The sequence below is a fragment of the Pseudomonas sp. JDS08PS003 genome, assembly GCF_045013505.1.
Lineage (GTDB): Bacteria > Pseudomonadota > Gammaproteobacteria > Pseudomonadales > Pseudomonadaceae > Aquipseudomonas > Aquipseudomonas protegens_B.
Map to the genome: position 1 here is coordinate 416092 of NZ_CP120724.1, position 25546 is coordinate 441637.

The 25546-nt window shown below is 63.7% G+C and carries 24 protein-coding genes; 9 read left to right on the top strand and 15 right to left on the bottom strand.

The features are described from left to right. Window positions 1–44 precede the first annotated feature (44 nt). Window positions 45–947 carry an Hsp33 family molecular chaperone HslO gene (hslO, locus tag P7C00_RS01915; protein WP_404938046.1) on the top strand — a complete coding sequence of 301 codons (903 nt, stop codon included), beginning with the start codon at window positions 45–47 and terminating at the stop codon, window positions 945–947. A gap of 179 nt (window positions 948–1126) precedes the next feature. Beyond that, window positions 1127–2671: a phosphoenolpyruvate carboxykinase gene (locus tag P7C00_RS01920; RefSeq protein ID WP_404938047.1), complete on the top strand. Its 1545-nt coding sequence runs from the start codon at window positions 1127–1129 to the stop codon at window positions 2669–2671. Window positions 2672–2733: 62 nt separating this feature from the next. On the opposite strand, the gene P7C00_RS01925 is transcribed toward P7C00_RS01920, so the two are convergent. The 4 genes from P7C00_RS01925 to P7C00_RS01940 all read right to left on the bottom strand — a co-directional run bounded on the left by P7C00_RS01925 (window position 2734) and on the right by P7C00_RS01940 (window position 5902). Beyond that, the gene (locus P7C00_RS01925; protein WP_404939891.1) at window positions 2734–3588 is read right to left on the bottom strand and encodes an EamA family transporter; all 855 of its coding nucleotides are present in this window, start codon (window positions 3586–3588) and stop codon (window positions 2734–2736) included. Between the two features lie 62 nt (window positions 3589–3650). After that, on the bottom strand, window positions 3651–4922 hold the full coding sequence (locus P7C00_RS01930) for a type II toxin-antitoxin system HipA family toxin (protein ID WP_404938048.1): 1272 nt from the start codon (window positions 4920–4922) through the stop codon (window positions 3651–3653). Continuing rightward, window positions 4919–5413 carry a helix-turn-helix domain-containing protein gene (locus tag P7C00_RS01935; RefSeq protein WP_404938049.1) on the bottom strand — a complete coding sequence of 165 codons (495 nt, stop codon included), beginning with the start codon at window positions 5411–5413 and terminating at the stop codon, window positions 4919–4921. The genes P7C00_RS01930 and P7C00_RS01935 overlap by 4 nt, the downstream gene beginning before the upstream one ends. Before the next feature lie 135 nt (window positions 5414–5548). Next, window positions 5549–5902, bottom strand: coding sequence for a DUF1493 family protein (locus P7C00_RS01940; RefSeq protein WP_404938050.1), 354 nt, complete (start codon window positions 5900–5902; stop codon window positions 5549–5551). A gap of 233 nt (window positions 5903–6135) precedes the next feature. Here P7C00_RS01940 and P7C00_RS01945 point away from each other — a divergent pair, with 233 nt between their 5' ends. The 4 genes from P7C00_RS01945 (at window position 6136) to P7C00_RS01960 (ending at window position 11109) form a co-directional block, all read left to right on the top strand. Then, window positions 6136–7308 (top strand): tetratricopeptide repeat protein, encoded by a 1173-nt coding sequence (locus tag P7C00_RS01945; RefSeq protein ID WP_404938051.1) that lies wholly within the window; start codon window positions 6136–6138, stop codon window positions 7306–7308. 67 nt (window positions 7309–7375) lie between these two features. After that, window positions 7376–8506, top strand: a complete 1131-nt coding sequence (locus P7C00_RS01950; protein ID WP_346634130.1) for a polysaccharide deacetylase family protein — start codon at window positions 7376–7378, stop codon at window positions 8504–8506. A 120-nt stretch (window positions 8507–8626) separates the two neighbouring features. Further along, complete coding sequence (locus P7C00_RS01955; protein WP_346634131.1) at window positions 8627–10561, top strand: ATP-dependent DNA helicase RecQ; 1935 nt, start codon at window positions 8627–8629, stop codon at window positions 10559–10561. 113 nt (window positions 10562–10674) lie between these two features. Beyond that, window positions 10675–11109 (top strand): thioesterase family protein, encoded by a 435-nt coding sequence (locus P7C00_RS01960; protein WP_123724201.1) that lies wholly within the window; start codon window positions 10675–10677, stop codon window positions 11107–11109. Between the two features lie 21 nt (window positions 11110–11130). Here the strand turns inward: P7C00_RS01960 and P7C00_RS01965 are convergent, their stop codons facing one another. The 3 genes from P7C00_RS01965 to P7C00_RS01975 form a co-directional block, all read right to left on the bottom strand. After that, a complete protein-coding gene (locus P7C00_RS01965) occupies window positions 11131–11604 on the bottom strand; it encodes a YMGG-like glycine zipper-containing protein (protein ID WP_123724200.1) in 474 nt (157 codons plus the stop codon). A 299-nt stretch (window positions 11605–11903) separates the two neighbouring features. Then, a complete protein-coding gene (locus P7C00_RS01970) occupies window positions 11904–14252 on the bottom strand; it encodes an FdhF/YdeP family oxidoreductase (RefSeq protein WP_404938052.1) in 2349 nt (782 codons plus the stop codon). A gap of 280 nt (window positions 14253–14532) precedes the next feature. Next, window positions 14533–15420, bottom strand: a complete 888-nt coding sequence (locus tag P7C00_RS01975; RefSeq protein WP_346634133.1) for a LysR family transcriptional regulator — start codon at window positions 15418–15420, stop codon at window positions 14533–14535. A gap of 136 nt (window positions 15421–15556) precedes the next feature. On the opposite strand from P7C00_RS01975, the gene lysM reads away from it, so the two are divergent. Continuing rightward, complete coding sequence (lysM, locus tag P7C00_RS01980; RefSeq protein ID WP_346634134.1) at window positions 15557–15997, top strand: peptidoglycan-binding protein LysM; 441 nt, start codon at window positions 15557–15559, stop codon at window positions 15995–15997. 70 nt (window positions 15998–16067) lie between these two features. Here lysM and yrfG read toward each other — a convergent pair whose 3' ends face one another. Next, window positions 16068–16730 (bottom strand): GMP/IMP nucleotidase, encoded by a 663-nt coding sequence (yrfG, locus tag P7C00_RS01985; protein ID WP_346634135.1) that lies wholly within the window; start codon window positions 16728–16730, stop codon window positions 16068–16070. Window positions 16731–16795: 65 nt separating this feature from the next. On the opposite strand from yrfG, the gene nudE reads away from it, so the two are divergent. After that, window positions 16796–17362, top strand: coding sequence for an ADP compounds hydrolase NudE (gene nudE / locus P7C00_RS01990; RefSeq protein ID WP_060837055.1), 567 nt, complete (start codon window positions 16796–16798; stop codon window positions 17360–17362). Window positions 17363–17373: 11 nt separating this feature from the next. Continuing rightward, window positions 17374–18201 (top strand): 3'(2'),5'-bisphosphate nucleotidase CysQ, encoded by an 828-nt coding sequence (gene cysQ / locus P7C00_RS01995; protein WP_346634213.1) that lies wholly within the window; start codon window positions 17374–17376, stop codon window positions 18199–18201. 142 nt (window positions 18202–18343) lie between these two features. Here cysQ and P7C00_RS02000 read toward each other — a convergent pair whose 3' ends face one another. From P7C00_RS02000 to rfbB, 7 genes are all read right to left on the bottom strand, one after another. Beyond that, window positions 18344–18799 (bottom strand): YiiD C-terminal domain-containing protein, encoded by a 456-nt coding sequence (locus P7C00_RS02000; protein WP_346634136.1) that lies wholly within the window; start codon window positions 18797–18799, stop codon window positions 18344–18346. A gap of 37 nt (window positions 18800–18836) precedes the next feature. After that, window positions 18837–20243 carry a sigma-54 dependent transcriptional regulator gene (locus tag P7C00_RS02005; protein WP_346634137.1) on the bottom strand — a complete coding sequence of 469 codons (1407 nt, stop codon included), beginning with the start codon at window positions 20241–20243 and terminating at the stop codon, window positions 18837–18839. A gap of 74 nt (window positions 20244–20317) precedes the next feature. Beyond that, window positions 20318–22126 carry an ATP-binding protein gene (locus tag P7C00_RS02010; protein WP_346634138.1) on the bottom strand — a complete coding sequence of 603 codons (1809 nt, stop codon included), beginning with the start codon at window positions 22124–22126 and terminating at the stop codon, window positions 20318–20320. Between the two features lie 34 nt (window positions 22127–22160). Next, entirely contained in the window at window positions 22161–23042 is an 882-nt protein-coding gene (gene rfbD / locus P7C00_RS02015; protein WP_346634139.1) for a dTDP-4-dehydrorhamnose reductase, read from the bottom strand. Then, on the bottom strand, window positions 23039–23584 hold the full coding sequence (gene rfbC / locus P7C00_RS02020) for a dTDP-4-dehydrorhamnose 3,5-epimerase (RefSeq protein WP_346634140.1): 546 nt from the start codon (window positions 23582–23584) through the stop codon (window positions 23039–23041). The genes rfbD and rfbC overlap by 4 nt, the downstream gene beginning before the upstream one ends. Further along, window positions 23581–24456, bottom strand: coding sequence for a glucose-1-phosphate thymidylyltransferase RfbA (rfbA, locus tag P7C00_RS02025; RefSeq protein ID WP_346634141.1), 876 nt, complete (start codon window positions 24454–24456; stop codon window positions 23581–23583). Before rfbA ends, rfbC begins: the two co-directional genes overlap by 4 nt. Beyond that, window positions 24453–25535 (bottom strand): dTDP-glucose 4,6-dehydratase, encoded by a 1083-nt coding sequence (rfbB, locus tag P7C00_RS02030; protein ID WP_346634142.1) that lies wholly within the window; start codon window positions 25533–25535, stop codon window positions 24453–24455. Before rfbB ends, rfbA begins: the two co-directional genes overlap by 4 nt. Window positions 25536–25546 lie beyond the last annotated feature (11 nt).

The following is a 25546-nucleotide window of genomic DNA, read 5'->3' on the forward strand; positions in this document are numbered from 1 at the left end:
TCGGTGCTTGTAACCTTTTTGTCATCATTCAGATACCCAGACCTATGACTGATTTGCCGGATACCGACTTCACTCAACGCTTCATCTTTGATGAGAACGACACCCGCGGCGAGCTGGTGGCGCTGGAGCGCAGTTACGCGGAAGTCCTCGCCAAACACCCCTATCCCGAGCCGGTTGCACAGTTGCTCGGCGAACTGATGGCGGCGGCATCGTTGCTGGTCGGCACCCTGAAATTCGATGGCTTGCTGATTCTCCAGGCCCGCTCCGAAGGCCCGGTGCCGCTGCTGATGATCGAGTGCTCCAGTGAGCGCGAGATCCGTGGCCTGGCCCGTTACGACGCGGCGCAGATCGCCCCCGACGCGACCCTCGCCGACCTGATGCCCAACGGCGTCCTGGCCCTGACCGTGGACCCGACGCATGGCCAGCGCTACCAGGGCATTGTCGACCTGGACGGCGCCAGCCTGGCGGAATGCTTCACTAACTACTTCGTCATGTCGCAACAGACCGGTACCCGTTTCTGGCTCTACGCCGACGGCCGCAGTGCCCGTGGCCTGCTCCTGCAACAACTGCCCGCCGACCGCCTGCGCGATCAGGAAGAGCGCGACGCCAACTGGCAGCATCTCACCGCCCTGGCCAGCACCCTGACCGCCGATGAACTGCTGAGCCTGGACAACGAAACCGTGCTGCACCGCCTGTACCACGAAGAAGCCGTGCGCCTGTTCGACGTGCAACCGCTGCGTTTCCGCTGCAGTTGCTCCCGTGAGCGCTCGGGCAATGCGCTGGTCAGCCTGGGGCTGGAAGATGCTCAGGAGCTGGTGGTGGAGCATGGCGGCAGCATCGAGATCGATTGCCAGTTCTGCAACGAGCGTTATCTGTTTGATGCCGCCGATATCGCGCAATTGTTTGCTGGAGCAGGCGTCGACACACCGTCAGATACTCGTCACTAAAACGGTTCAGCGCAGGTAAATCACCTGGCAAACGCCGGAATTACGCCGTACTGACGGGAGGACCCTACTATTTTTGGGCTTTTCTGGCATAATCCGGCGCACTTTTTTCGCGGTAGTAGTGCGCGAGTTTCTACTACAAAACGTTTGGAGCACTCGGCCAATGGCCGACGGGGAACCTCATGACGCAAGCCAATAACGCCGTGTACACCGATCTGAGTGTGGATGATCTGGTCAAAGAAGCCCTGAACCGCGGTGAGGGCGAACTGGCCGATACCGGCGCTCTGGTGGTTCGCACCGGTCATCGTACCGGCCGTTCGCCAGTGGACCGTTTCATCGTTGAAGAGCCCACCACCCAGGACGCTATCGCCTGGGGCCCGATCAACCGCAAGTTCCCGGCGGCCAAGTTCGACGCCCTGTGGGACCGCGTTGAAGCCTACCTGGGCGAGCGCGAGCGTTTTGTTTCCCACGTGCATGTAGGTTCCGATCCGGCGCACTACCTGCCAGTGAAAATGACCACCGAGACTGCCTGGCACAACCTGTTCGGTCGTTGCCTGTTCATCAACCCCGAGCAGTACAACGCCGGTGGCAAAGACGAGTGGCAGATCCTCAACGCGCCAAACTTCGTTTGCGAGCCAGAGCGCGATGGCACCAACTCCGACGGCACCGTGATCATCAATTTCGCGGCCAAGAAAGTGCTGATCGCCGGCATGCGCTACGCCGGTGAAATGAAGAAAGCCCTGTTCTCCGTGCAGAACTTCCTGCTGCCAGCTGCCGACGTACTGCCGATGCACTGCGCCGCCAACATGGGCGAAGACGGCGACGTGACCCTGTTCTTCGGTCTGTCGGGCACCGGCAAGACCACCCTGTCGGCCGACGAAAGCCGTTACCTGATCGGTGACGACGAACACGGCTGGGGCGTGGGCGTGGTGTTCAACATCGAAGGCGGTTGCTATGCCAAGTGCATCGACCTGTCGGAGAAGAACGAGCCGGTGATCTGGAAAGCCATCCAGCACGGCGCCGTACTGGAAAACGTGGTGATCGATCCGGTCACCAAGAAAGCCGACTACGCCGACGACAGCCTGACCCAGAACAGCCGCGCCGCTTACCCGCGCGAGCTGATCGAAAAACGCGCACCGAAGAACCTCGGTGGCGAGCCTAACGCCGTGATTTTCCTGACCTGCGACCTGACCGGCGTACTGCCGCCGGTCTCGATCCTCAGCGAAGAACAAGCCGCCTACCACTTCCTGTCCGGCTACACCGCTCTGGTGGGCTCGACTGAAATGGGTTCGGGCTCGGGCATCAAGTCGACCTTCTCCACCTGCTTCGGCGCCCCGTTCTTCCCGCGTCCGGCGGGCGAGTACGCCGAGCTGCTGATCAAGCGCATCCGCGGCTTCGGCTCCAAGGTCTACCTGGTCAACACCGGCTGGACCGGCGGTGGCTACGGCGTGGGCAAACGCTTCAACATCCCCACCACCCGTGGCGTGATTGCAGCGATCCAGAGCGGCGCGCTGATCGGTGCCGAGACCGAGCACCTGGACATCATCAACCTGGACGTGCCAAAAGCCGTACCGGGCGTCGAAACCGGCCTGCTCAACCCACGCAACACCTGGGCTGACAAAGCCGCCTACGACGAAGCCGCCAAGGCCCTGGCCGGCCTGTTCATCGAGAACTTCAAGAAGTTCGACGTGAGCGACGCGATCAAGGCTGCAGGTCCAAAGCTGTAAGCCTCGGCCTGCCATGAAAAAGCCGCCCTTCGGGGCGGCTTTTTTGTGGGCTACAGAAAGGCTCACGTCTTCAGATGCAACACCAACGCCCCCAGCAACACCAGTACCACGCCGGTCACTTGCACTGCCGTCAGCCGCTCCTTGAAGAACACATAGCCCAGTACCGCAGCGATGCCGCCGGACAGGGTGCTGATCACTGTCACCACCGATACCGAGCCGCTCATGGCGCCCCAGGAAAAGGCGAAGAACGCGCCGAGGTTCATCAGGCTGGTGGAGGCCAGCAGGCCGCAGTTTTTCAGCGGTGGGATCTTCAGCCCGTCCGCGACTTTGAGCACCATCAGCAGCATTACGCCGCTGCCGACTGCGTAACCCAGCCAGAGCATGCTGATCGGCCCCAGTTGCGGCAGGGTGTAGCGGCCCTGCAGCCAGAAGCTGGTGCCATACAGAACGGCCGAGAGCAGGGCGAAGAAGATCGAGCGGCCGGCGGCGGTGCTGTGGGGCAGTTTGCTGTCCGAGTGCAGGCTGGAGAGGATCACGCCGATCACGCATAACAGGATGCACATGAGTTGCAGCAGGCTGATCTGTTCGCCGCTGGCCCAGGACAGCAAGGTGGTGACCACGCCATAGGAGGTCACCAAAGGGGCGACGATGGAGGCTTTGCCCAGGGCGAAGGCCTTGCCCAGAGCCAGGGCGCCGGAGACGGTAAAGGCCGCGGCGAGCACACCCATCAGCCAGACCTGCGCGGGCGCGGCCATGGCCTTGTAGAGGATGGCGGGAAAGATCGTCAGCAGCAGGCTCATCAGGGTGAAGCCCAGGGACTGGCTGAAGAACACCGCACGTTTCACGCCCACGGCGCGCACGTTGAGCCCCACGAGAAAATCGGTGCCGCCCCAGAGTAGGGCGGCGAGCAAGCCCATCAATACGTCCACTGACTGTCCTTGTCGATTGACGGGTTGGCGGAGCCCAACGGCCGTGCTGTTTACTGCTGTGCGAGTCGAAACGCCGGGGCCATGCGTTCTTGTTCACGCCGTGACAGCCCCAGGGCCTGGGCCAGGGTGGGCCATTGGCGAACCACGCTCTGGCAGTGTTCGATGATGCCTTCTGCCTCTGCACGACCGAGGCGGAAATATGCCGCTACTTCCCGTGCCAGTTCAAGGTCCAGCGCATTGTCGGCTTCGCTGATGTTGAGTTTCAGCCCGCTGGCGTGGGCGCAGGGGTTCATGTCGTAGGCCGGTGACAGGCGCCAGCCGCGCCCGGGTTCGAGCATGAAGCCATGGTTGCGCAGGTGGTCGTCGCTGTTGGACACCAGCAGGTTGAAGACCATGCGCGACCACAGCTCACGCAAATCGGCACGGGTTTGCGCACCGTGGGCGATCAGCACTTCGGCCAGTTCCAGGTAGCTGGCGCCAGTGGAGGCGTCGTCGCCGTCGCTGCGATCGGTGAGGGTCATGGCCGAGGCAAAGTGCAGTCGGCCGCCCGCTTCGGTGCGGTCGAAGCGCTTGACCATGAAACAGTGCTGGTCGCTGGCGAAGCGTTGCGCCATGGCCTCGGGAACCCGCAAGCCGCAATGGCTGGCCAGGGCGTTGAGGAGCATCTCCCAGGCGCCGACGTCATGTTCGTCGCGGACGCTGGGAAACTTGGCGATCCACAGGTGGCCCTTGTCGTCGGCGACGCTGGCTTTGGGGCGGGCGCCGCCCAGTGATCCCCCCGGGGCGATCAGCATGCGCAACCATTGGCCGCCGTCGGCGGCGCTGTTGTGCGGATCGTTTTCCAGGGCGCGGCTGGCCTGTTCCAGGGCCCGCAGTTCGACGAAGGGCGGCGCCGCGAGGCCGTCGCGATCATCCAGGAACGGGCCTTGGTCATCGAGGTGGTAGCGCAGGGCGCCGACGCGATACAGATCATGCACCCCCAGCAGCAGGTCGGCGTCCTGCAGGCGGGTGCCGGCGGGCGCCAGGCCTTCGCGAATGTCCCGTTCCAGCCGGCGTTGCATCAGCAGATGGCCCCAGCGATCGGGGCTTGAGTCGGCAAACACGCCAAAGCGGTTTTGCTGCTGGCCGCTGAATTGCCGGCCGGCGAATCGCCCGATGCGCGGGTCCAGGGCAATGCTGGTCAGCTCGGGATCGAGCAGTGCGGCGGGGTCATATTCGAACTCGAAGACGCTGGCAGCGCGGACTGTCCGGACATGCAGCCAGCCCAGGCGCCTTGGCCCGCCCAAAGACTCCCAATCGGCATATACGGCGATCAGAGTCATGGCTCATCGATCCTGGGTGTGCGCTTTTTCGCGGGCTTCAGGAGGCTGCTCAGCGACTGGGTATTGATCGGAAAGTCCGCCGAGGGCGGCGCTGGGGGGATCGGCTCGGCCGCGGCTTCATGCAGGGTCAGGCCGGCAGCAGGCGCCTTGGTCGAACGCAGGCTGGGGGCGCGGCTTGCTTTGCCTGGTGCGTTGCTGTCTCCCGGCAAGAGCCGGGCATCTTGCAACTGGCGGCCCAGCTCATCGCGGGCTGCCAGTTGCTCCAGGTCCTTTTCCAGCCCCAGCACCTGCATCACCGACAGGTAGGCACCCATGGTCACGCCGGACCCGCCCGATTCCAGGGAACGCAATGTGGTCAGTGACATGCCCGCGCGTTCGGCCACTTGCTTGGCGGTCAGCTTGCGCCGCAGTCGAGCCAGTTTCAGGCGTTCGCCAAAGGCATCGAGCAGCTTGCTTGTGGCCGGCAGGAGTGGGGCGGTTTTCTTAGCCATGTGCCATTATTCCTGTGTTTTTTAACTAAAACTGCCAGAATATTAGCACTTAATTTTGGGTGCGCCAGTTCGTTACTGAGCGAGTCAGGCCGCTGCTGCGGATGTTTTTCGAGGGCGGATTTGACCCTGCCGGGGTTAGAGCGCTTCCAGCACCTGGGTGTCCCAGCGCTGTTGCCTGATCGCCTGGTACAGCATGCCGATGGTCAGCGGCACCTTGTCGCCCCGGCCCTTGGCCCGGCGTTTCTGAAACGGGTCGAAGCCTTCGGGCTGGAAGTAGCGATAGCTGTCGAAGTCGACAAAGTCGATACCGAACTGCTCTTCCAGGGCGTGCAGCAAATGCCGGGCATCGGCGCCGTCGCAGCCCAGGTCGAGATTGATGGCGGTGCTCAGGCGCAGGGTCTTGCGCTCAGGCAGGCCGATTTCTTCATGCAGCAACTGCATCAGTTGGCGCATGGTGGCGTCGTCGGGAAAGCCAGGGGCCAGTTGCATGATCGGAGTTCACTTGCGGCGTTTGAGAAGGTGGAGTGTACGGCGATTCTCCGGCTGAGTTGCAAGTCACCAAGTGGTTGCGCCAGCGGGCCATTTCGAGAGCTTGGCACTGTTTTTTTGCCCGGTATTTCCCTGGTTGGACCGAGCATTGGCGGGCAAAACTGTGTATGGTTCGCCGCTGGCTGGTGGGCCGGGGCAGAGGCCCGGTCACCCTTATCTACAGGGATTTTGTTATGGCTTTTTTTCGCCTCGCGGCGCTGTTGTGGCTAGGGATGCTGGCGAGCTCGGTACAGGCTCAGGCGCTGTCGATCCAGGTGCTGGATGCGCTGGCCAAGGGCGCGCCGCTGGCCGATGCCCAGGTGCAGGTGCAACAGGGCGCGACTCAGGTTTCAGGAAGCACCGATGCCCAGGGCCGGGTAACCCTGACGGCCCAGGTAACCGATTCGCCGGCCAGTGAGTTGCTGATCCGTAAAGCCGGCTACGCCGACCTGCGGGTCAAGTGCCCGTGCCAGGGCTTGAATTATGCCCTGAGTCCGGTGCTGGACAACCCCGAAAGCCTGCGCGTGGTGGTGAGTTGGAGTGCGCCGGGTGAAGACCTCGATGCTCATCTGAGTTATCCCCACAAGCTGTTGTACTTCGCCACCGGCAAGGGGCCGGGAGCCCGTCTGGAGGCAGACAGCAGCGACAGCAGCCGCCCGGAAACCATCACCATCGATGAGCGTGTGCCGGGCGACGCCTACGTCTTTGCCGTGCACGACTTCACCAACAGCACCAACTACGAAGCGTTGCGCCTGGGCCGCAGCCAAGCGCGGGTCTTTGTCTATAAAGGCGCTGCGCTGATCCGCAGCTACCGCGTGCCGCAGAACCGCAAGGGCAATCTGTGGGTGGTGTTTCGCCTGACTGCCGATGGCCGCCTGCAGGATATCGATCGGCTGCTGCTAGGCAGCGAGGAGCCGGAATCGGTCATGAGCGCGCTCGACCCGCTGCTGGAAAATGCCAAGTCCATCGATGAAGTGGTGGGCAAGGACTTCGGGCCGGTGGATGCCAAGAGCCTCAATCTCAAAGGCGAGGAGTCCTACCGCAAGGGCGATTTCGGCGGGGCGCGGATCTTCTACAGCGAAGCCATCGAGCTCGACCCGGGCTTTGCCCAGGCCTACAGCAACCTGGCCCTGGCCAATCGCAAGAACAGCCGTCCGGATGAGGCCCTTGCCGCTGATCGCAAGGCCATCGCCCTGGCCAGCGGCCCGGCCGCATCGACCATTCGCGCCAGTGCCTACTACGACATGGCGCGCATCTACGAGGACGCCGGGCAGTTGGCCACGGCGCTTGAGCACTACCAAAAAGCCCGGGAGCAGAAGGCCAACCCGGTGTACGACAAGGCCATAGAGCGGCTGCAAAACCGCTGATCACACAGGCAGAAGTTATCTCCACAACGCGCCGGCAGTGGCGCGTTGTGCATTTATGGAGGTTGGTATGCGATTTCGTGTTTTCCCCTGGTTGCTGGCGCTGTGCCTGTCCGGCGGCGTGGCCCAGGCGGCCGGGCCGCAGGTGTTCGCCACCATCGACCGCAGTGGCTGGCCGAATGCCCTGACCAGCGCCGCGGAATTCGACACTGCCTCACGGGGTGAGATTCTGATGTTTGGCAAGGCGCTGCTGGCCAGCGAAGCCTTGGACGAACAGGCCTTGAAGCAGCGGCTCGGAGTCAGGCAGCTGGATCTGAAGTCAGTGAATCAGGTGCGTCAGCGCTTCTGGGAGTTGTTGCTGAACAACTACCGCCTGGCTAGCCAGGACTGCGAAGGTGCACCGTTCTGCCTGCCGGTGCGCAACCTCGGCGAGCTGCGGCAGTTGGTGGTCAGTTTCACCGGTGGCAGCAAGGCCACTTATGGCAGCTGGGCCGAGGCCAGTGCGCTGTTTCATCTTCAGTACCTGAATGAGCAGTTGCGCTTGGCGGCGCTGTTCCCGAGCGTCAGCAGCGAGATCCAGCGCATGGACCCGGCAGAGCGGCTGGGCGATGAACTGGCTGACCGTCAGTTCCTGCTGACCTTCGACGACGGCCCGAGCATGTACGACGGGCGTACAGACCAACTGATCGATGTGCTGCGTGCCCAGGATCTGCATGGCCTGTTCTTTGTCCTGGGAGACTCTTTTCAGGCGCGTCTGAGCCATTCATCGGCTGTGCAGATGCGCGAGTTGTACGACGGTCAGTGCGTTGGCGTACATGGCTGGGAGCACAAATCCCACTCCTCATGGCGCGAGTGGCAGAACTCGGTGATCCACAGCGCCAACCTGGTCAATCGCACCCTGACGGATGAATACCAGCCCTTGTTTCGTCCGCCCTACGGGCAACGACGCAGCGACAGCGCCGCGTTCTTCAAGGCCCAGGGGCTGCAACTGATGTTGTGGAACATCGACTCCCAGGACTGGAGCAAGAAGGTCAGTGCGCCGGCTGCCGTCCAGCGGGTGCAGACCCTGATGCTGCTCTGGCGGCGTGGCATCATCCTGTTCCATGACACCCACGCCAAGGCGCCCCAGGCGGTGCCGGCACTGCTCGAGGCCAATCGGCACAATGGCGTGCAATGGCTGGACTGCCGAAGCTTGCGTTAGGTCCTGTCGCCCCCTTCGCCCGGTATCATCCGGTATCTGTTTTTCCACGACCTTTTCTCGAACCGCCGACCTGTGCCGCTAGTCTTCAAGGACAGGTCAGCGGTCAAAGGAGTGACCCTTATGCACAGCACCCTCGAACAGGTCTTCGGTTATCCACAGTTTCGTCCGGGCCAGGAGGCCGCGATCAGCGCGGTGTTGGCCGGGCGCTCGGCGGCGGCGATCTTTCCCACTGGCTCCGGCAAGTCCCTGTGCTACCAGTTGCCGGCCTTGCTGCTGCCGCATCTGACCCTGGTGGTCTCGCCGCTGCTGGCGTTGATGCAGGATCAGTTGGCCTTTCTCCAGCGCCACGGCATCGCTGCCGCCAGCATCGATTCGGCACAGAGCCGCGATGACGCCAATGACGTCATGGCTCGGGCCCGCTCCGGTGAGCTGAAGATCCTGATGATCTCGGTGGAGCGTTTGAAGAACGAGCGCTTCCGCAACTTTTTGCAGCAGGTGCCGATTTCCCTGCTGGTGGTGGACGAGGCCCACTGCATCTCCGAATGGGGCCACAACTTTCGTCCCGACTACCTGAAGCTGCCGGATTATCAGCGCCAGTTCCACATTCCCCAGGCCCTGCTGCTGACGGCCACGGCGACGCCCAAGGTGATCGCCGACATGCAGGCCAAGTTCGCCATCGACGCGGCCGACGTGGTGACCACCGGCTTCTATCGGCCCAACCTCAACCTGCTGGTGGAACCGGTGCGCGGCGCCGACAAGCGCCAGCGCCTGGTGCAGTGGATGGGCGAGCGGGCCGGGCAGCCAAGCATTGTCTACGTGACCCTGCAAAAGACCGCCGAGCAGATCGCCGAGCACTTGAGCCGCCAGGGCATCGCCGCCGAGGCCTACCACGCGGGGCTGCCCCATGAGCAGCGCGAGTCGATCCAGCGGCGGTTCATGGAAGGGCGCAGCAACTGCATCGTCGCCACCATCGCCTTCGGCATGGGCATCGACAAGAGCGACATCCGTAACGTGGTGCACTTCGATCTGCCCAAGTCCATCGAGAACTACAGCCAGGAAATCGGCCGCGCCGGTCGCGACGGCCAACCTTCGGATTGCCTGGTGCTGGCCAACCGCGACAGCCTCAACGTGCTGGAGAATTTCGTCTACGGCGACACTCCTGAGTTGAGCGGCATTCGCTGTGTGCTGGATGAATTGCAGGCGTCGGTGCCGGAAGGACAATGGGAGTTTCTGCTCGGGCCTCTGGCGGACCAGAGCAACATCCGCCAGTTGCCACTCAAGACCCTGCTGGTGCAGTTGGAGTTGCGGGGCCTGATCGCCCCACGCTATGCCTACTTCGCTGAGTACCGCTTCAAGTTCCTGCTGGAGCCTGAGGCCTTGCTGGCGCGTTTCGAAGGCGAGCGCCGGGACTTCGTCCAGGCCGTCATCAACACCTCCAGCCGGGCCCGGACCTGGGCCACGGTGAATTTCGACGCGCTCTACGAGCAGTACCAGGCGCCGCGCAACCGGGTGGTCAAGGCCCTGGATTATTTCCAGGAGAAGGGTTGGGTGGAGCTGGAAAGCAAGCAGATGACCGAGGTCTACAGCTTGCTGCAAACAGACTTCGATGCCGGTGCCTTGAGCACAGACCTGCACGCTTACTTCACCCGGCATGAAGGCAGCGAGATTGCGCGGATTCACGCCATGCTCGACCTGTTTGCCACCGAGCAGTGTCTGGGGCATCGCCTGGCGCAGTATTTTGGTGATGATCAGGCGCCCCAGCGTTGTGGGCATTGTTCGGTCTGTCATGGCCAGGTAGCACGACTGCCGGAACCACCCGTATTGCCCGCGCTTGTGGATAAAAACTTCAACGGGCTGTGCGGCGACTTTATCCACAGGCATCAGCAGCACACCGGCGATGTGCCGGGAGCGGAGCGACTGACGCGCTTTCTCTGCGGCATCAGCGTGCCCTTGTTCACCAAACTCAAGGCGCGCAGTATCCCGGGGTTCGCGGCACTGGAGGACTATCCATACGCTGCCGTGCGTGAGTGGTGCGAGGCTCATCTGGCCGCCTGACAAGCCACCGGCGCAAGGGGCGCAAAAGGGTTTGCCCAGGCTTAGCTGTCTGCGGTGAAATGCCGGGCGATCAACCGATCGCCCGGCCTTCAATCCATGGGAGAGAGCCCCCGATGTCCGAGCCTATGCCGCAACGTGGCGACTATCGCCACTTCCAGCCGATCATTACCCGCTGGCACGACAACGACGTCTACGGCCATGTGAACAACGTCACCTATTACAGCTTCTTCGACACGGCGGTGAACACCTACCTGATCGAACAGGGCGGGCTGGATATCCATGACGGCGAGGTGGTGGGATTCGTGGTCAGCTCGGCCTGCGACTACTTCGCTTCCATCGCCTTTCCCGAACGTATCGAGATCGGCCTGAGGGTCGGCAAGCTGGGCAACAGTTCGGTGCAGTACGAACTGGCGGTGTTCAAGGCGGGAGAAGCGGATGCCTGTGCGGCGGGGCGTTTCGTCCATGTGTTCGTGGATCGGCGGTCGAACCAGCCGGTGCCGATTCCGCCCGCGTTGCGAGCGGCCCTGGAGCACCTGCTGGTGGTTTGACCCCGATACCTGTCGGCCAGATCAGTCGCGATAGTGACGGTGTTTGCGATGCCCGTAGGCATGGCCACGGCCACGGTGGCCGTCGCGGTAGTAGCGGCGGTCGTCGCGGCCACGGTAGTCGCGATCTTCCCGGGCGCTTTCATTGCCCATGTAGTTGCCCAATGCGCCGCCGGCGCCACCGCCTGCCGCGGCCCCGATCAGGCTGCCGGTATTGCCGCCCATGCTGCGGCCGACCACGTTGCCGCCGGCTGCACCCAGGGCACCGCCAATGGCTGCCTGGCCACGGCTGCGTTTGTCCGCACCCACCGCACTGCCGCCTGCGCCGCCCAGGGCCGCGCCGATGGCCGAACCGGTATTGCCGCCGATCTGCTGACCGACCACCGAGCCTAGAACCCCGCCCAATGCGCCGCCCACACCTGCTTCAGTGGTGCCACCAGCAGAGGCGATGCCGCTGACCAGGCCAAGGGACAACAAGAGAATCGAGGAGAACTTCATACATGAGCCTCAAAGGGATGACGGCGCGATCCTGAGGCTGTACCACGACGCTTACAAACGAAATCCGACGAATAGCACGAGTTGTACACAATCTCGTAACTTATTGTTTTTATTGCGGAACTTAAGTGGTTTTTACGGGTCTTTAGCTACTTCGGAACGGCCGCTTTTATACAAGAGCGGCCTTTTTTGTGCCTGCGGTTCAGCACCGTGGGGAGTCGTTCGCCGGCAAGCCGGCTCCTACGGTTCACGGGCTAACCGTAGGGGCTGGCTTGCCAGCGAAGAGGCCCTCAAGTCAGGCATCAGGCCGAGCGAGCCATGATCAGGCCGTTGTCGCTGGCCGCTTCCAGGCGGATGGCGATGAACTTGGACGTTGGGGTGTGGCTGCCATCGCCGGTGCTTTCCAACGGTACCAGCGGGTTCACTTCCGGGTAGTAGGCCGCAGCCTGGCCGGCCGGGATGTCGAAGGCCAGCAAGGTGAAGCCCTTGACCCGACGCTCACGGCCGTCATCCCACAGGGAAACGATGTCGGCTTTCTGCCCCGGCTTGAAGCCCAGGCGGATGATGTCCGCTTCGTTGGCGAACAGCACGTCACGCTGCCCCTTGACCCCGCGGTAGCGGTCATCGAGGCCGTAGATGGTGGTGTTGTACTGATCGTGGGAACGCATGGACTGCAGGATCAGGTCCGGCAGTTGCCCGGTGGCCCGGGTGCGTTCGTGGATCAGGTCCTTGGGCAGCAGGTTGGCGCGGAAATTGGCGCGTCCCGAAGGGGTGTTCCACTGGCGCGAGCCGGCGCTGTTGCCCAGGTAGAAACCGCCCGGGTGCTTGAGCCGTTCATTGAAGTCCTTGAAGCCGGGAATGGTGTCGGCGATCAGGTCACGGATGCGCCCGTAATCCGCTGCCAGCCAGTTCCAGTCCACCGGTTGACTGCCCAGGGTCGCGGCAGCCATCCCGGCGAGGATCCATGGCTCGGAGCGCATCTGCGACGACAGCGGCTGCAACTGGCCGTTGGAGGCGTGGACCATGCTGAAGGAATCTTCCACGGTCACCGCTTGCGGGCCGCCGGCCTGCTGGTCGATGTCGGTGCGACCCAGGCATGGCAGGATCAGCGCGTCCTTGCCATGAGCCAAGTGGCTGCGGTTGAGCTTGGTGCTGATCTGCACGGTGAGGTCGCAATTGCTCAGGGCCTGGAAGGTCCGCGGGCTGTCCGGAGTGGCTTGGGCGAAGTTGCCCCCCAGGCCGATGAATACCTTCGAGCGGCCTTCGAGCATGGCGTGGATCGCCTCGACCACGTTGTGGCCGTTGTCCCGAGGAACCTTGAACTGGAAGCGCCGCTCCAGGGCATCGAGGAATGTCACAGGCGGGCGTTCGTTGATGCCCATGGTGCGGTCGCCCTGCACGTTGCTGTGGCCACGCACCGGACACAACCCGGCGCCAGGCCTGCCGACGTTGCCCCGCAGCAGCATCAGGTTGGCGATTTCCTGGATGGTCGGCACCGAGTGGCGGTGCTGGGTGATGCCCATGGCCCAGCACATGATCACGTTCTTGCCCTTGGCGTACATGCGTGCCGCTTGCTCGATTTCCACCAGGGTCAGGCCGGACTGCTCGACAATCTGCTCCCAGGGGGTGTCGTCGATGGTGCCCAGGTAATCGAGGACGTGGGCGGTGTGGGCGTTGAGGAAGTCATGGTCGAACACCGACGCCGTCCCGGCTTTCTGCGCATCGCGCTCCCACTGCAAAAGGAACTTGGCCATACCCCGCAGCAGCGCCATGTCGCCGCCCAGGGCCGGGCGGAAGTAGGCGGTGTTGGTCGGTCGATTGCCGTTGGTGAGCATTTCAAGCGGATTCTGCGGGTGTTGGAAGCGTTCCAGGCCGCGCTCCTTCAACGGGTTGACGCATACCACCTGGGCGCCGCGCTTGACTGCTTCGCGCAGCGGTTCGAGCATCCGCGGGTGGTTGGTGCCGGGGTTCTGGCCCCAGACGAAAATCGCGTCCGCGTGTTCGAAATCGTCAAAGGTCACGGTGCCCTTGCCGACCCCGACGCTTTGCGCCAGGGCTACGCCGCTGGCCTCGTGGCACATGTTCGAACAGTCGGGGAAGTTGTTGGTGCCGTAGGCGCGCACGAACAGTTGATACAGGTACGCCGCTTCGTTGCTGGCCCGGCCCGAGGTATAGAACTCGGCCATGTCCGGGCTGGGCAGGTTGCACAGGTGCTTGGCGATCAGGCTGAAGGCATTTTCCCAGCTGATGGGCTGGTAGCGGTCGGTTTCGGCGTTGTAGCGCATTGGCTCGGTCAGCCGGCCCTGGTACTCCAGCCAGTAGTCACTTTGCTCCAGCAGGGAGGTGACGCTGTGCTTGGCGAAGAAGGCCGCGTCCACCCGGCGCTTGGTGGCTTCCCAGTTCACCGCCTTGGCGCCGTTCTCGCAGAATTTGACCATGCCGCTTTCCGGCGAATCGCCCCAGGCGCAGCCCGGACAGTCGAAGCCGCCGTTCTGGTTAGTCTTGAGCATCATGCGGATGTTCTTCAGCGCGTTGTCGCTGGTCAGCCAGGCCTGGGCCACGCTGATCAGGGCACCCCAGCCACCGGCCGGGCCCTTGTAGGGCTTGTAGCGGGCAACGGGTGTCTGATCGGCTTGGTTGTGTGTACTCACAGGGCTTCTCCATCGCGGGGCTGTGGACCCGCGGCGCACAGTTCTGCGGCAGGTGGGCAAGGTTGAGGCGGTGATGACGCGGCCATTGCACGGGCCTGGCGGGTGTCATCCGCTGACGGGCGCTCTGGGTGGTTGTGGGGCTGGCGGGCGCCGAGCGCGGCTGCGGGAGTTGCCAGGGCTGGCATTGAGTGAGGGACCAGCGGTCATCGGGTCCCAAGACTAAGCGCGGCATTGTGTCGCGTCTAATTGCTAGTACTGATCTATTGATAGATGGCGTCGATCAACAATGGCTGAAGGATTCCTGGTAGAGGCTGAAACAGGCTTGCGCCAGGGCCGAACGCGGCGCGCTGCGGCGCATGATCAGGCCCAGGCGTGCCAGGGTCTGCGCGTCGGCGATGGGGTGGAGGCGCAAGTGTTCGGTGAGGATCTCCAGGCCACTGTCCAGGGGCATCACTGCGCAGCACAGGCCGCCGTGGACCATACGCACGAGTTGATGGACGGCGTCGGTTTGCAGCACCGGCTGCGGCTGCAGCCCGCGAACATGGAAGTGGTGGTCGATGGACTGGCGAAAGTGCATGCCGCTGGTGAGCAGGCCCAGGGGCAGTTCGATCAGCGCCTCCCAGCTCAGGGGCTGTTCGCCGAAGCTGAAATACCGCTGGTCATAGAGCAGGCCCATGTGGGTCGGGTCCAGGGTCAGGGCGTCGAAGAGCTCGCTGTCCAGGCGATCCAGGTAGGACACGCCGAGGTCCAGGCGATTGCTCGCCAACTGTTCGAGGATCTGCTCCGAGCTCAGGGACGAGAGTTCGAAGCGCAGGTTGGGGTGTTCGGCATGCAGGCGCTGCATCAGCGGCAGAGGGTCGAAGCTCGATAGCGGCACCACCCCCAGGCGTAGGGTGCCCACCAGATTGCCCCGGCACGCAGCGGCCTCTGCCAGCAAGCCGTCATAGGCGGTCATGACGCTCCGGGCCCAGGCCAGCACCCGTTCGCCGGGTGCGGTAAAGCCTTCGAAGCGCTGACCACGGTTGACCAGGGGCAGGTCGAGCTCTTCCTCGAGGCTGCGCAGGCGCATGGACAGGGTTGGCTGGGTGATATGGCAGCGCGCGGCGGCCTGGCCGAAGTGGCGGGTTTCGTCGAGGGCGATGAGGAATTTCAGCTGCTTGAGGTCCATCTTCGCTCCGGAGCGGCAAAAGGCCGGGATTCTACCGTGCCGGCAGGGCCTTGGGTCACTGGTCGCCCGGGAACCTCATTGCCCCAGGCTGGTCTAGTCTTTCGCGTCTGGATCTATCAACCAAGGAGTGTGCGACATGAGCATTTTCAGCTTTGTGAAAGAAGCCGGTGAAAAACTGATCGACCTGCTGACCCCGGGCAACGCCAATGCCAGCGAGCAGCTCAAGGAGCACATCGAAAAGGTCGGCCTGGGCAATCCCAATGTTCACGCCACGGTGGAAGGTGACAAGGTCACGGTGAGCGGTGAAGTGGCGACCCAGGAAGAGAAGGAAAAAATCCTCCTGGCCCTGGGCAACATCGCCGGTGTCGGCAGTGTCGAGGACCAGATCACGGTGACCGGTCCCGTGGTGGTTTCTGCGGTGTTCGTCACCGTGAAGAAGGGCGACACCCTGAGCGCCATCGCCAAGGTGCAATACGGCGACGCCAACAAGTACAACAAGATTTTCGAGGCCAACAAGCCGCTGCTGTCCCACCCGGACAAGATCTACCCGGGCCAGGTGCTGCGCATTCCTGAATGATCGACCCTCTTCTTCGCGGGCAAGCCCGCTCCTACGGGTTCTGTAGGAGCGGGCTTGCCTGCGAAGGGCTTCACAACCCTTCGATCAACGCCCGGTAATCCCCCACTGCCGCGAACTCGGCCGTGTCCTTCAGCCCTTTGCGGCTGTCCGGCTGGCTCACCGCGAGCAACTGCGCCACGCCGAAATCCCGCGCGCTGCGCAGAATCGGCAGGGTGTCGTCGATAAACAGGCTGCGGGCCGGATCGAATTGAATATCGGCCTGCAGTGCATCCCAGAACTGTGGATTCTCCTTGGGGAACCCGTAGTCGTGGGAACTGATCAGGCGCTCGAAGTAAGGCGCCAGTTCGATCCGTTCCAGCTTCAACGACAAGGAGTCACGATGAGCGTTGGTGATCAGTATCACCCGCTTGCCGGCCTTCTTGATCGCCGCGAGAAAAGTGTCGGCGTCCGGCCGCAGGGCGATCAGGTGAGCCGTCTCCAGCTTCAGTTCACGCACCGAGAGCTTGAGCTCGGCGCTCCAGAAGTCCAGGCAATACCACTGCAACTGGCCGGCGTTGCGTTCGAACAGCGGTTGCAGTTCCAGCTCGGCCATGGCCCGGCTGACCCCGTGCAACTCGGCGTAACGCTGGGGCAAGTGTTCCATCCAGAAGTGGTTGTCGTAGTGCAGGTCCAGCAGGGTGCCGTCCATATCCAGCAGGACGGTATCGATATCGCACCAGGGCAGCAGGGCCATTGAACACTTCTCCAGCGGTAAGAAAACAGCCTGTATAGTAACCCGCTATCGCCAAGGAGCCCGCTATGCGCCAGAAACCCACTGTACTCGCCCGCGAGATCGTCGCCACCAGTCGTCTGTTCTGTGTCGAAGAGGTGCAGTTGCGGTTCTCCAATGGCGTCGAGCGCACCTATGAGCGGCTGGTGGGCAAGGGGGCGGGTTACGGCGCGGTGATGATCGTGGCCATGCTCGATGCGGAGCATGCGGTGCTGGTGGAGGAGTATTGCGGCGGCACCGACGCCTACGAGCTGTCCCTGCCCAAGGGGCTGATCGAGCCGGGGGAAGATGTGCTGGCGGCGGCCGAGCGTGAGCTCAAGGAAGAGGCCGGTTTTGGCGCACGGCAACTGGAGCACCTGACCGAGCTGTCGCTGTCCCCGGGCTACATGAGCCAGAAAATCCAGGTGGTACTGGCCACCGATCTGTATGAAGAGCGCCTGGAGGGCGACGAGCCTGAGCCGATGCGGGTCGACAAGATCAACCTGCGCGAACTGGCCAGCCTGGCGCAGAATCCGCAATTCAGCGAAGGCCGGGCCCTGGCGGCGCTGTACCTGACCCGCGACCTGCTAAGCCAGCGCGGAGCCTTTCCAGCATGAGCATGACCTCGATGAACTTTCCCCATCCTTTATTGGCGCCAGTGGCCGAGTTGGCCTTGCGCGCCGGCGAGGCGATCCTGCCGTTCTGGCGTGCCGATGTGGCCGTCGAGCATAAGGCCGACGAGTCGCCGGTGACCGCTGCCGACCTCGCGGCCCATCACCTGATCGTGGCAGGCCTGACGGCACTGGACCCAAGCATTCCGGTGCTGTCCGAAGAAGATGCCGATATTCCCCAGGCCACTCGCGCCGGTTGGCAGCGCTGGTGGCTGGTGGACCCGCTGGACGGCACCAAGGAGTTCATTTCCGGCAGTGAAGAGTTCACCGTCAACATCGCCCTGATCGAACAGGGACGTGTGGTGTTTGGCGTGGTGTCGATGCCCACCAATGGCCGCTGCTACCTGGGCGGTGCCGGCCTGGGGGCCTGGCGCGTGGATCAGGGGCAGCCGCCGCAAGCGATCCAGGTGCGTGAGCAGCCGGGGCCGGGCGCAGCCTTTACCGTGGTGGCCAGTCGGCGCCATTCAAGCCCGGAGCAGGAGCGCTTGCTCAGTGGTTTGAGCGCTGCCCTGGGTGAGTTGCAATTGGCCAATATCGGCAGTTCGCTGAAGTTCTGCCTGCTGGCCGAAGGCGCGGCGGACTGTTATCCGCGCCTGGCGCCGACTTCCCAGTGGGACACCGCTGCGGCCCAGGGTGTGCTCGAAGGGGCGGGTGGAGAAGTGCTGGATCTTGCGGGCGCACCGTTCTGCTATCCACCCCGGGAGTCCTTGCTCAACGGCTTCTTCCTGGCGCTGCCGGCCAAGGCGCCGTGGCGCGGAAAGCTGTTGGAGCTGGCCCGCTCCTGATCGCCCCGCGGCGACTTGCCTCTGCCGCCCCTTGTGTAGGAGCCGGCTTGCCGGCGAAGGGGCCCTTGAGTCCTGTGCAAGAATTTTCGGCCTCTTCGCTGGCAAGCCAGCTCCTACAGATGTGAGCCGGCTCCGAAACGGGTTAGCGGTGCAGGACGTACTGGCCGGCAAAGCGTACGGCGTCTTCTTCGCTGCCGGCGTTGACCACGCGGCTGTGCAAGGTCAGGCGGGCACGACCGTAGCGCTGGTACATCGAGAGGAATTTCTTCCAGACCTTGTCATCAGGTGCAGTGCAGATCGCCACGGCATCGCCGGTTACCGGTAGCGGGTAGCTGATCTGCCCTTCCTGGATGACGATATGCCCGTCATCTATCCCTTGCTCCTTGAGCCGCAAATGCAGCCAGCCCCAACCGGCCAGCACGGCGCCGCAGTACAGGCTGCCGCCGAACATGGTGCTCTTGTGGTTGACGTTGGCGTCCAGCGGCAGTTGCAGGCGCAGTCGTTGAGCCTGCCAGTCGAGCACCTTCAGGCCCATGTCCCGGGTCAGGGGAATGTCGTGGTGAAGGATGGATTCCAGGTAGCGACTGTCGCGGTTCATGCACGGGCCTCAAGGGTCGAAGGGTTGACGGTGCGGCTCATTCGGATTCATCGCTGGCGTGGCTGGTGCCGCCGTCGGCGAAGCTCAAGCCGTGTTTGCGCAGCTTGTCGTGCAGGGTCTTGCGCGGTATTCCCAGGGCTTGGGCAAGGCTGCGCATCGAACTGTGGGGTTGCGTCAGTTCAGCGGCGATCAGGCTCTTTTCGAAGTGTTCCACCTGTTCGCTCAGGCCGCCGGCGATCAGCGTCGGAGCGGCGATGGCAGGGTGGTCCGGCTCGTTGTTGTCCAGGGCCAGCTCCAGGCCCAGGGCGAAGCGTTCAGCGGCGTTCTGCAGTTCCCGCACGTTGCCCGGCCAGCTATGCCGCAACAGCAGGGCACGATGTCCGGGTTGCAGTTCCTGGGGCGGCAGGCCGTGGCGAGTACTGGCTTCGTCGGCGAAGTGCTGGAACAGCATCAGCGCGTCTTCGCCGCGTTCGCGCAGCGGTGGAATGCGCAGCGGTGCCACATTCAGGCGGTAGTAAAGGTCGGCGCGAAAGCGCCCCTGGTCCGCGGCCTGGCGCAGGTCTTCCTTGGTCGCGGCGATGATGCGGATATCCAGGGGGATCAGCTGGTTGCCCCCCAGGCGCTCCACCACTCGCTCCTGGAGCAGGCGCAGCAACTTGACCTGGACATCCAGGCTCATGCTCTCGATTTCGTCGAGGAACAGGGTGCCGCCGTTGGCAAATTCGAACTTGCCGATGCGGCGTTTCTGCGCGCCGGTGAAGGCTCCCGGTTCGTGGCCGAACAGTTCGCTTTCCACCACCGACTCGGCCAATGCCCCGGCGTTGATCGCCACGAACGGTCCGTTGCGCCGCCCGGAAAGATCGTGCAGAGCGCGGGCTACCACTTCTTTGCCGGCGCCGGTTTCGCCCAGGATCAGCACATCGGCCCGGGTCGCCGCCAGGGCGCCGATCTGCTGGCGCAGACGCAGCATCGGCGCTGACTGGCCCACCAGCCGCGCGCTCAGTTCCTGGCGGTCACTGAGGGCCAGGCGCAGGCTGCGGTTGTCCAGCACCAGGCGCCGCCAGTCCAGGGCGCGGCGTACGCTGTCAAGCAGGGCATCGCTGGCGAAAGGCTTCTCCAGAAAGTCATAGGCGCCAGCGCGCATCGCCTGCACGGCCAGGGGCACATCGCCGTGACCGGTGATCAGCAACACCGGCAACTCGGGGTCCTGGGCATGCAATTGGGTGAGCAGTTCCAGGCCGTCCATGCCGGGCATGCGGATGTCGCTGACCACCACCCCCGGCCAGTCCCGCTCCAGGCGCGGGGCCAGGCCCTGGGCTTGGGCCAGGGACAGCACCTTGAGGCCGGCCAGGTCCAGGGTCTGGCTCAGGGCCTGGCGCAGGTGAGGATCGTCGTCGATCAACACCACTTGCAGCTGAGGGTCGAGGCTGTCGGGACGGGTCATCGGTCACTTTCCAGGTTGTGTCGTGGCCGGCATCGCTGGGCCGGGCGTGGTTGCTAACGAATGGCCGCTGCGCTTCATACCCCGCGATCCTCGGAGGGCTGCAGGCTCACTCCGGGGGCCCCGGCGCGCAGGCGCAGGGTAATCAGGGCGCCGCCTTCGCGGTGGTTGGCGAACGACAATTCACCGCCGAAGGCGCGCATCAGGGTGTCGCAGATCGCCAGTCCCAGGCCCAGTCCCTGGGTCCGTGTCTTGGTGGTGTAGAACGGCTCTCCGGCGCGTCCCAGAGCCTCCATGCAGAAGCCCGGGCCATTGTCGCGGATGTACAGATTGACGCCTGCGGCGGTGGATTCGGCACTCAGCCAGAGTTTGCGCGGCGGACCCTTTTCGGTCAGGGCATCGAGGGCGTTGGCCAGCAGGTTACCGAGCACCTGGCGCAGACGGGTTTCCCCGGCCTCGACCCACAGGGTGGCGGCCGGCAGGTCGCGGATCAGCTCCACTTCCATGGCCCGGCGGCGCTTGGCCAGTAGGGCCAGGGCATCGTCCAGGGCCGGTTGCAGGGCGACGCTTTCCGGGGCGTGGTGATCGCGCCGGGCGAAGGCTCGCAGGTGGGCGATGATCGAGGCCATGCGCCCGGTCAGTTCGCTGATCAGTTTGAGGTTGCCCCGGGCGTCATCGGTGCGTTGATGGTCCAGCAGCACTTCGGCGTTTTCCGCGTAGCTGCGGATGGCCGCCAGGGGCTGGTTGAGTTCGTGGCTGATGCTCGCGGACATGGTGCCCAGGGCCGAGAGCTTGCCGGCCTGGACCAGATTGTCCTGGGCGCGCACCAGCTCCTGTTGAGCGGTTTCGCGCTCCAGCACTTCCTGTTTCAAGCGCCGGTTGAGGCTCTCCAGATCGCTGGTGCGCTCGGCCACGCGCCTCTCCAGCTCGCGTCGGGCCTTGGCTTCGAAGGCGATCCGCTCCAGGTAGTGGCGGCGGCGCTGCATCATCAGGCCGAGCAGCAGCATCAGCACCAGTAGCGCAGCGGCGCCGACCGCCACCACGGTGCGGACCGGGCGATCGATCAGGGTGCGCGGGGCGAGGATGCTGACGCTCCAGCGGGTTTCCTCGATCTGTTGCGTCTGGGTCAGCCAGGCATCGGGATTGAGGTTCAGTGGGCGCGGGTCCCGGGTTGGGTAGGGCTGGATGGCGACGATGGCCTGGCGTTCCTCGTCGCTCAGAGGACGGGTCGCACGAAAGCGCCATTCAGGGCGCGAGGTGAGGATCACCACACCATTGTGGTCGGTCATCAACAGCTGTTCCGGGGTTTTGCCCCACAGGCTTTCGGTGTGGTCCAGGTCTACCTTGACCACCAGCACGCCGAGTATCCGTTCGCCGTCGCGCACCGCAGCGGCGAAGAAGTAGCCACGCTTGGCCGAGGTAGTGCCCAGGCCGAAGAAGCGTCCCAGGCGTCCGGCCATGGCTTCGCTGAAGTAGGGGCGGAAGGCGAAATTGCGCCCGACGAAACTGTCGTGCTTGTCCCAGTTGGAGGCCGCCAGGGTCTTGCCGCTGGTGTCCATCAGGTACATGACTTCGGCGCCGGTCTGGGCGCTGATGTTTTTCAGCAGGCGGTTGGCGTTGCCCTGGGTCACGCCGTCGTCCGGGGCGCCCAGCACCGCCCGCAGCGCCGGCAGGTCGCCGAGGATCTGCGGCAGCACTTCGTAGCGGTGCAGGGTGCCCAGCAGGTTGGCCACGTAGAGGTCGAGGGTCTGGCGATTCTGGCTGGTCAGCTCGTTGCGATAGTAGCGCTCGGCCAAGTGCTCCAGCGGCCACAGCAACGGCGCCAGGCACAGGGCCAGCAGTGCCAGGCTGCGCCAGCGGGGACGACGGGGAAGAGGTGCGGTCATGGAAATGGCGCCTGTGGATACAGGCGCATTATGCCTAGCCCTGCTCGGCAAGACACTCGCGCAGTGCGCTGTGCCAGTCCGGCTGGATCACGCCCCACTCCCGAGCCAGGCGGCTGCAGTCCAGGCGTGAGTTCAGCGGCCGGGGAGCCGGGGTCGGGTAAGCGCTGGAGGGGATGGCTTCGAGCACCGCGCAAGGCTTGTCCAGGGCCAGCAACTGCTCGCCGATGGCCTGGGCGAAACCGAACCAGGAAGTCTCGCCGTGGGCGGTGAGGTGGTAGGTGCCCCAGGCGCCGTGATTCCCGGACTGCCAGCGTTCGATCAGGGCGCGGGTGCTGTTGGCGATGGTGCCGGCCCAGGTGGGCGCGCCGATCTGGTCGGCCACCACCCGCAGCTCGGGTCGTTCCTGCAGCAGGCGCTGCATGGTCAGCAGGAAATTCTTGCCGTGGCTGGAATAGACCCAGCTGGTGCGCAGGATCAGGTGCTGGCCCTGTACCTGGTTGATGGCCCGTTCGCCCGCCAGCTTGCTCTGGCCGTAGACCCCCAGCGGATTGGGCTCGTCCTCCTCCACGTAGGGCGTGTCCTTGCGGCCGTCGAACACGTAGTCGGTGGAGTAGTGAATCAGTGGCACACCCAGCGCCAGGGCCTCCTCGGCGAAGATCCCGGGAGCGCTGGCATTGATCGCAAAGGCCAGCTCCGGCTCGCTTTCGGCCTGATCGACGGCGGTGTGGGCGGCGGCGTTGATGATCAGGTGCGGGCGAATGGTGCGGACCTGCTGGCGGATCTGTTCCGGGTGGCTCAGGTCCAACTGGTCTCGACCAAGGACCACCAGTTCGCCCAGGTCGCCGAGCCGCTGCTGCAGCTCGCGGGAAACCTGGCCGTGCTGGCCGCTGATGAGGATTTTCAGGGGAGTGTTCATGGGAACAGATCGGCCTCGCTCAGCAGGGTGCCAGCCTGATCCTTGGCGGACAGTTGCGGGGGCTCGGTGAGCTCCCAGTCGATGGCCAGGGTCGGATCGTCCCAGCGAATGCTGCGCTCGGCGGACGGGGTGTAATAGTCGGTGGTCTTGTAGAGAAACTCGGCAAAGTCGCTGAGCACCACGAAACCGTGGGCGAACCCTTCGGGAACCCAGAGCTGGCGATGATTTTCGGCCGAGAGGCGTACGGCTACCCATTGACCAAAGTGCGCCGAGCTGCGACGGATATCGACAGCCACATCGAGCACTTCGCCCTGGGTCACGCGCACCAGTTTTCCCTGGGTGTTCTGCAACTGATAGTGCAGGCCACGCAGCACGCCTTTCTGCGAGCGTGAATGGTTGTCCTGGACGAACTGAGTATCCAGGCCTGTGGCATCGGCGAAGGCCTTGGCATTGAAACTCTCATAGAAAAACCCACGCTCGTCGCCGAACACCTTGGGCTCGATGATCAGCACGCCGGGCAGGTCGGTAGGGATGACCTTCATTGTGCCTCCCCGGCCAGGGTGAACAGGTACTGGCCATAGCCGGTCTTGCCGAAGTAGGCGGCGCGCTCCAGCAGGTGCTCACGGCTGATCCATTGGTTCTGGTAGGCGATTTCCTCCAGGCAGGCGACCTTCAAACCCTGGCGGTGCTCGATGGTCTGCACGTACTGCGAAGCCTCCAGCAGGCTATCGTGGGTGCCAGTGTCGAGCCAGGCAAAGCCCCGGCCAAAACGCTCCACATGCAGATCGCCACGCTTGAGGTAGGCGTTGTTGACGTCGGTGATCTCCAGTTCGCCGCGGGGCGACGGCTTGACCGCCTTGGCGATCTGCACCACGTCGTTGTCATAGAAATACAGGCCGGTGACGGCGTAGCTGGATTTTGGGTTCTTGGGCTTCTCTTCGATGGACAGGGCGCGGCCTTCGCTGTCGAAGTCGATGACCCCGAAGCGCTCCGGGTCCTTGACCCAGTAACCGAATACCGTAGCGCCGGAGCTGCGTTTGGCGGCATCGCACAGTTGTTCGCCGAAGTACTGTCCGTGAAAGATGTTGTCACCCAGGATCAGGCACACCGGGTCATTGCCGATGAACTCTTCACCAATCAGGAATGCCTGGGCCAGGCCATCCGGCGAAGGCTGTTCGGCATAGCTGAAGCGCACGCCGAACTGGCTGCCGTCACCCAGCAGGTTGCGGTACTGCGGCAAGTCCTGGGGGGTGGAGATAATCAGGATGTCCTGGATGCCGGCCAGCATCAGTACCGAGATCGGGTAATAGATCATCGGCTTGTCGTAGATCGGCAGCAGCTGCTTGGAGACACCGAGGGTGATGGGGTGCAGACGGGTGCCGGAGCCGCCCGCCAGAACAATGCCTTTAATCATGCAATCAGATCCTTGATGTCGGTGGAACCCAGGCGTTCGCCCTGGTAGCTGCCGTCTTGTACCCGGCGGCACCACTCGAGGTTTTCCAGGTACCACTGCACAGTCTTGCGCAGTCCGCTGGTGAAGGTTTCGTCCGGCACCCAGCCCAGTTCCCGCTCGATCTTGCCGGCGTCGATGGCGTAGCGCAGATCGTGGCCTGGGCGGTCCTGGACGAAGGTGATCAGGTCGGCATATTGCGCGACACCCTGGGGTTTGTGCGGGGCCAGTTCTTCCAGCAGGCTGCAGATGCCGCGTACCACGTCGATGTTCTTCTGCTCGTTATGGCCACCGATGTTGTAGGTCTCACCGACCACGCCCTCGGTCACCACCTTGAACAGCGCCCGGGCGTGATCCTCGACGTACAGCCAGTCGCGTACCTGCAGGCCATTGCCATAGACCGGCAGCGGTTTGCCTGCCAGGGCATTGAGAATCACCAGGGGGATCAACTTCTCGGGAAAGTGGAACGGGCCATAGTTGTTGGAACAGTTGGTGATCAGCACCGGCAGGCCATAGGTGCGCTGCCAGGCGCGGACCAGATGGTCGGACGCGGCCTTGCTGGCGGAGTAGGGCGAGCTGGGGGCGTAGGGCGTGGTTTCGGTGAACAGGTCGTCGACGCCATGCAGGTCGCCATAGACCTCGTCGGTGGAAATATGGTGGAAGCGGAAAGCGGCCTTTTCCGCTTCGGGCAGTTTGTGCCAGTACGCGCGGGTTGCCTCCAGCAGGCTGTAGGTGCCGACGATATTGGTCTGGATGAAGTCGGACGGCCCGTCGATGGAGCGGTCGACATGGGACTCGGCCGCCAGGTGCATGATCGCGTGGGGCTGGAAGCGTGCGAGCACGGCGCTGACGGTGGCCTGGTCGACGATATCGGCCTTAACGAATTCGTAGCGGCTGTCGCTGGCGATGCTCTGCAGCGATTCCAGGTTGCCTGCGTAGGTCAGTTTGTCCAGGTTCAGCACTTCGTGTTCTGTGTGCTGGATCAGATGGCGGACCAGAGCCGAGCCGATGAATCCGGCTCCGCCGGTGACGAGAATGCGCATGTTGGAGGGCC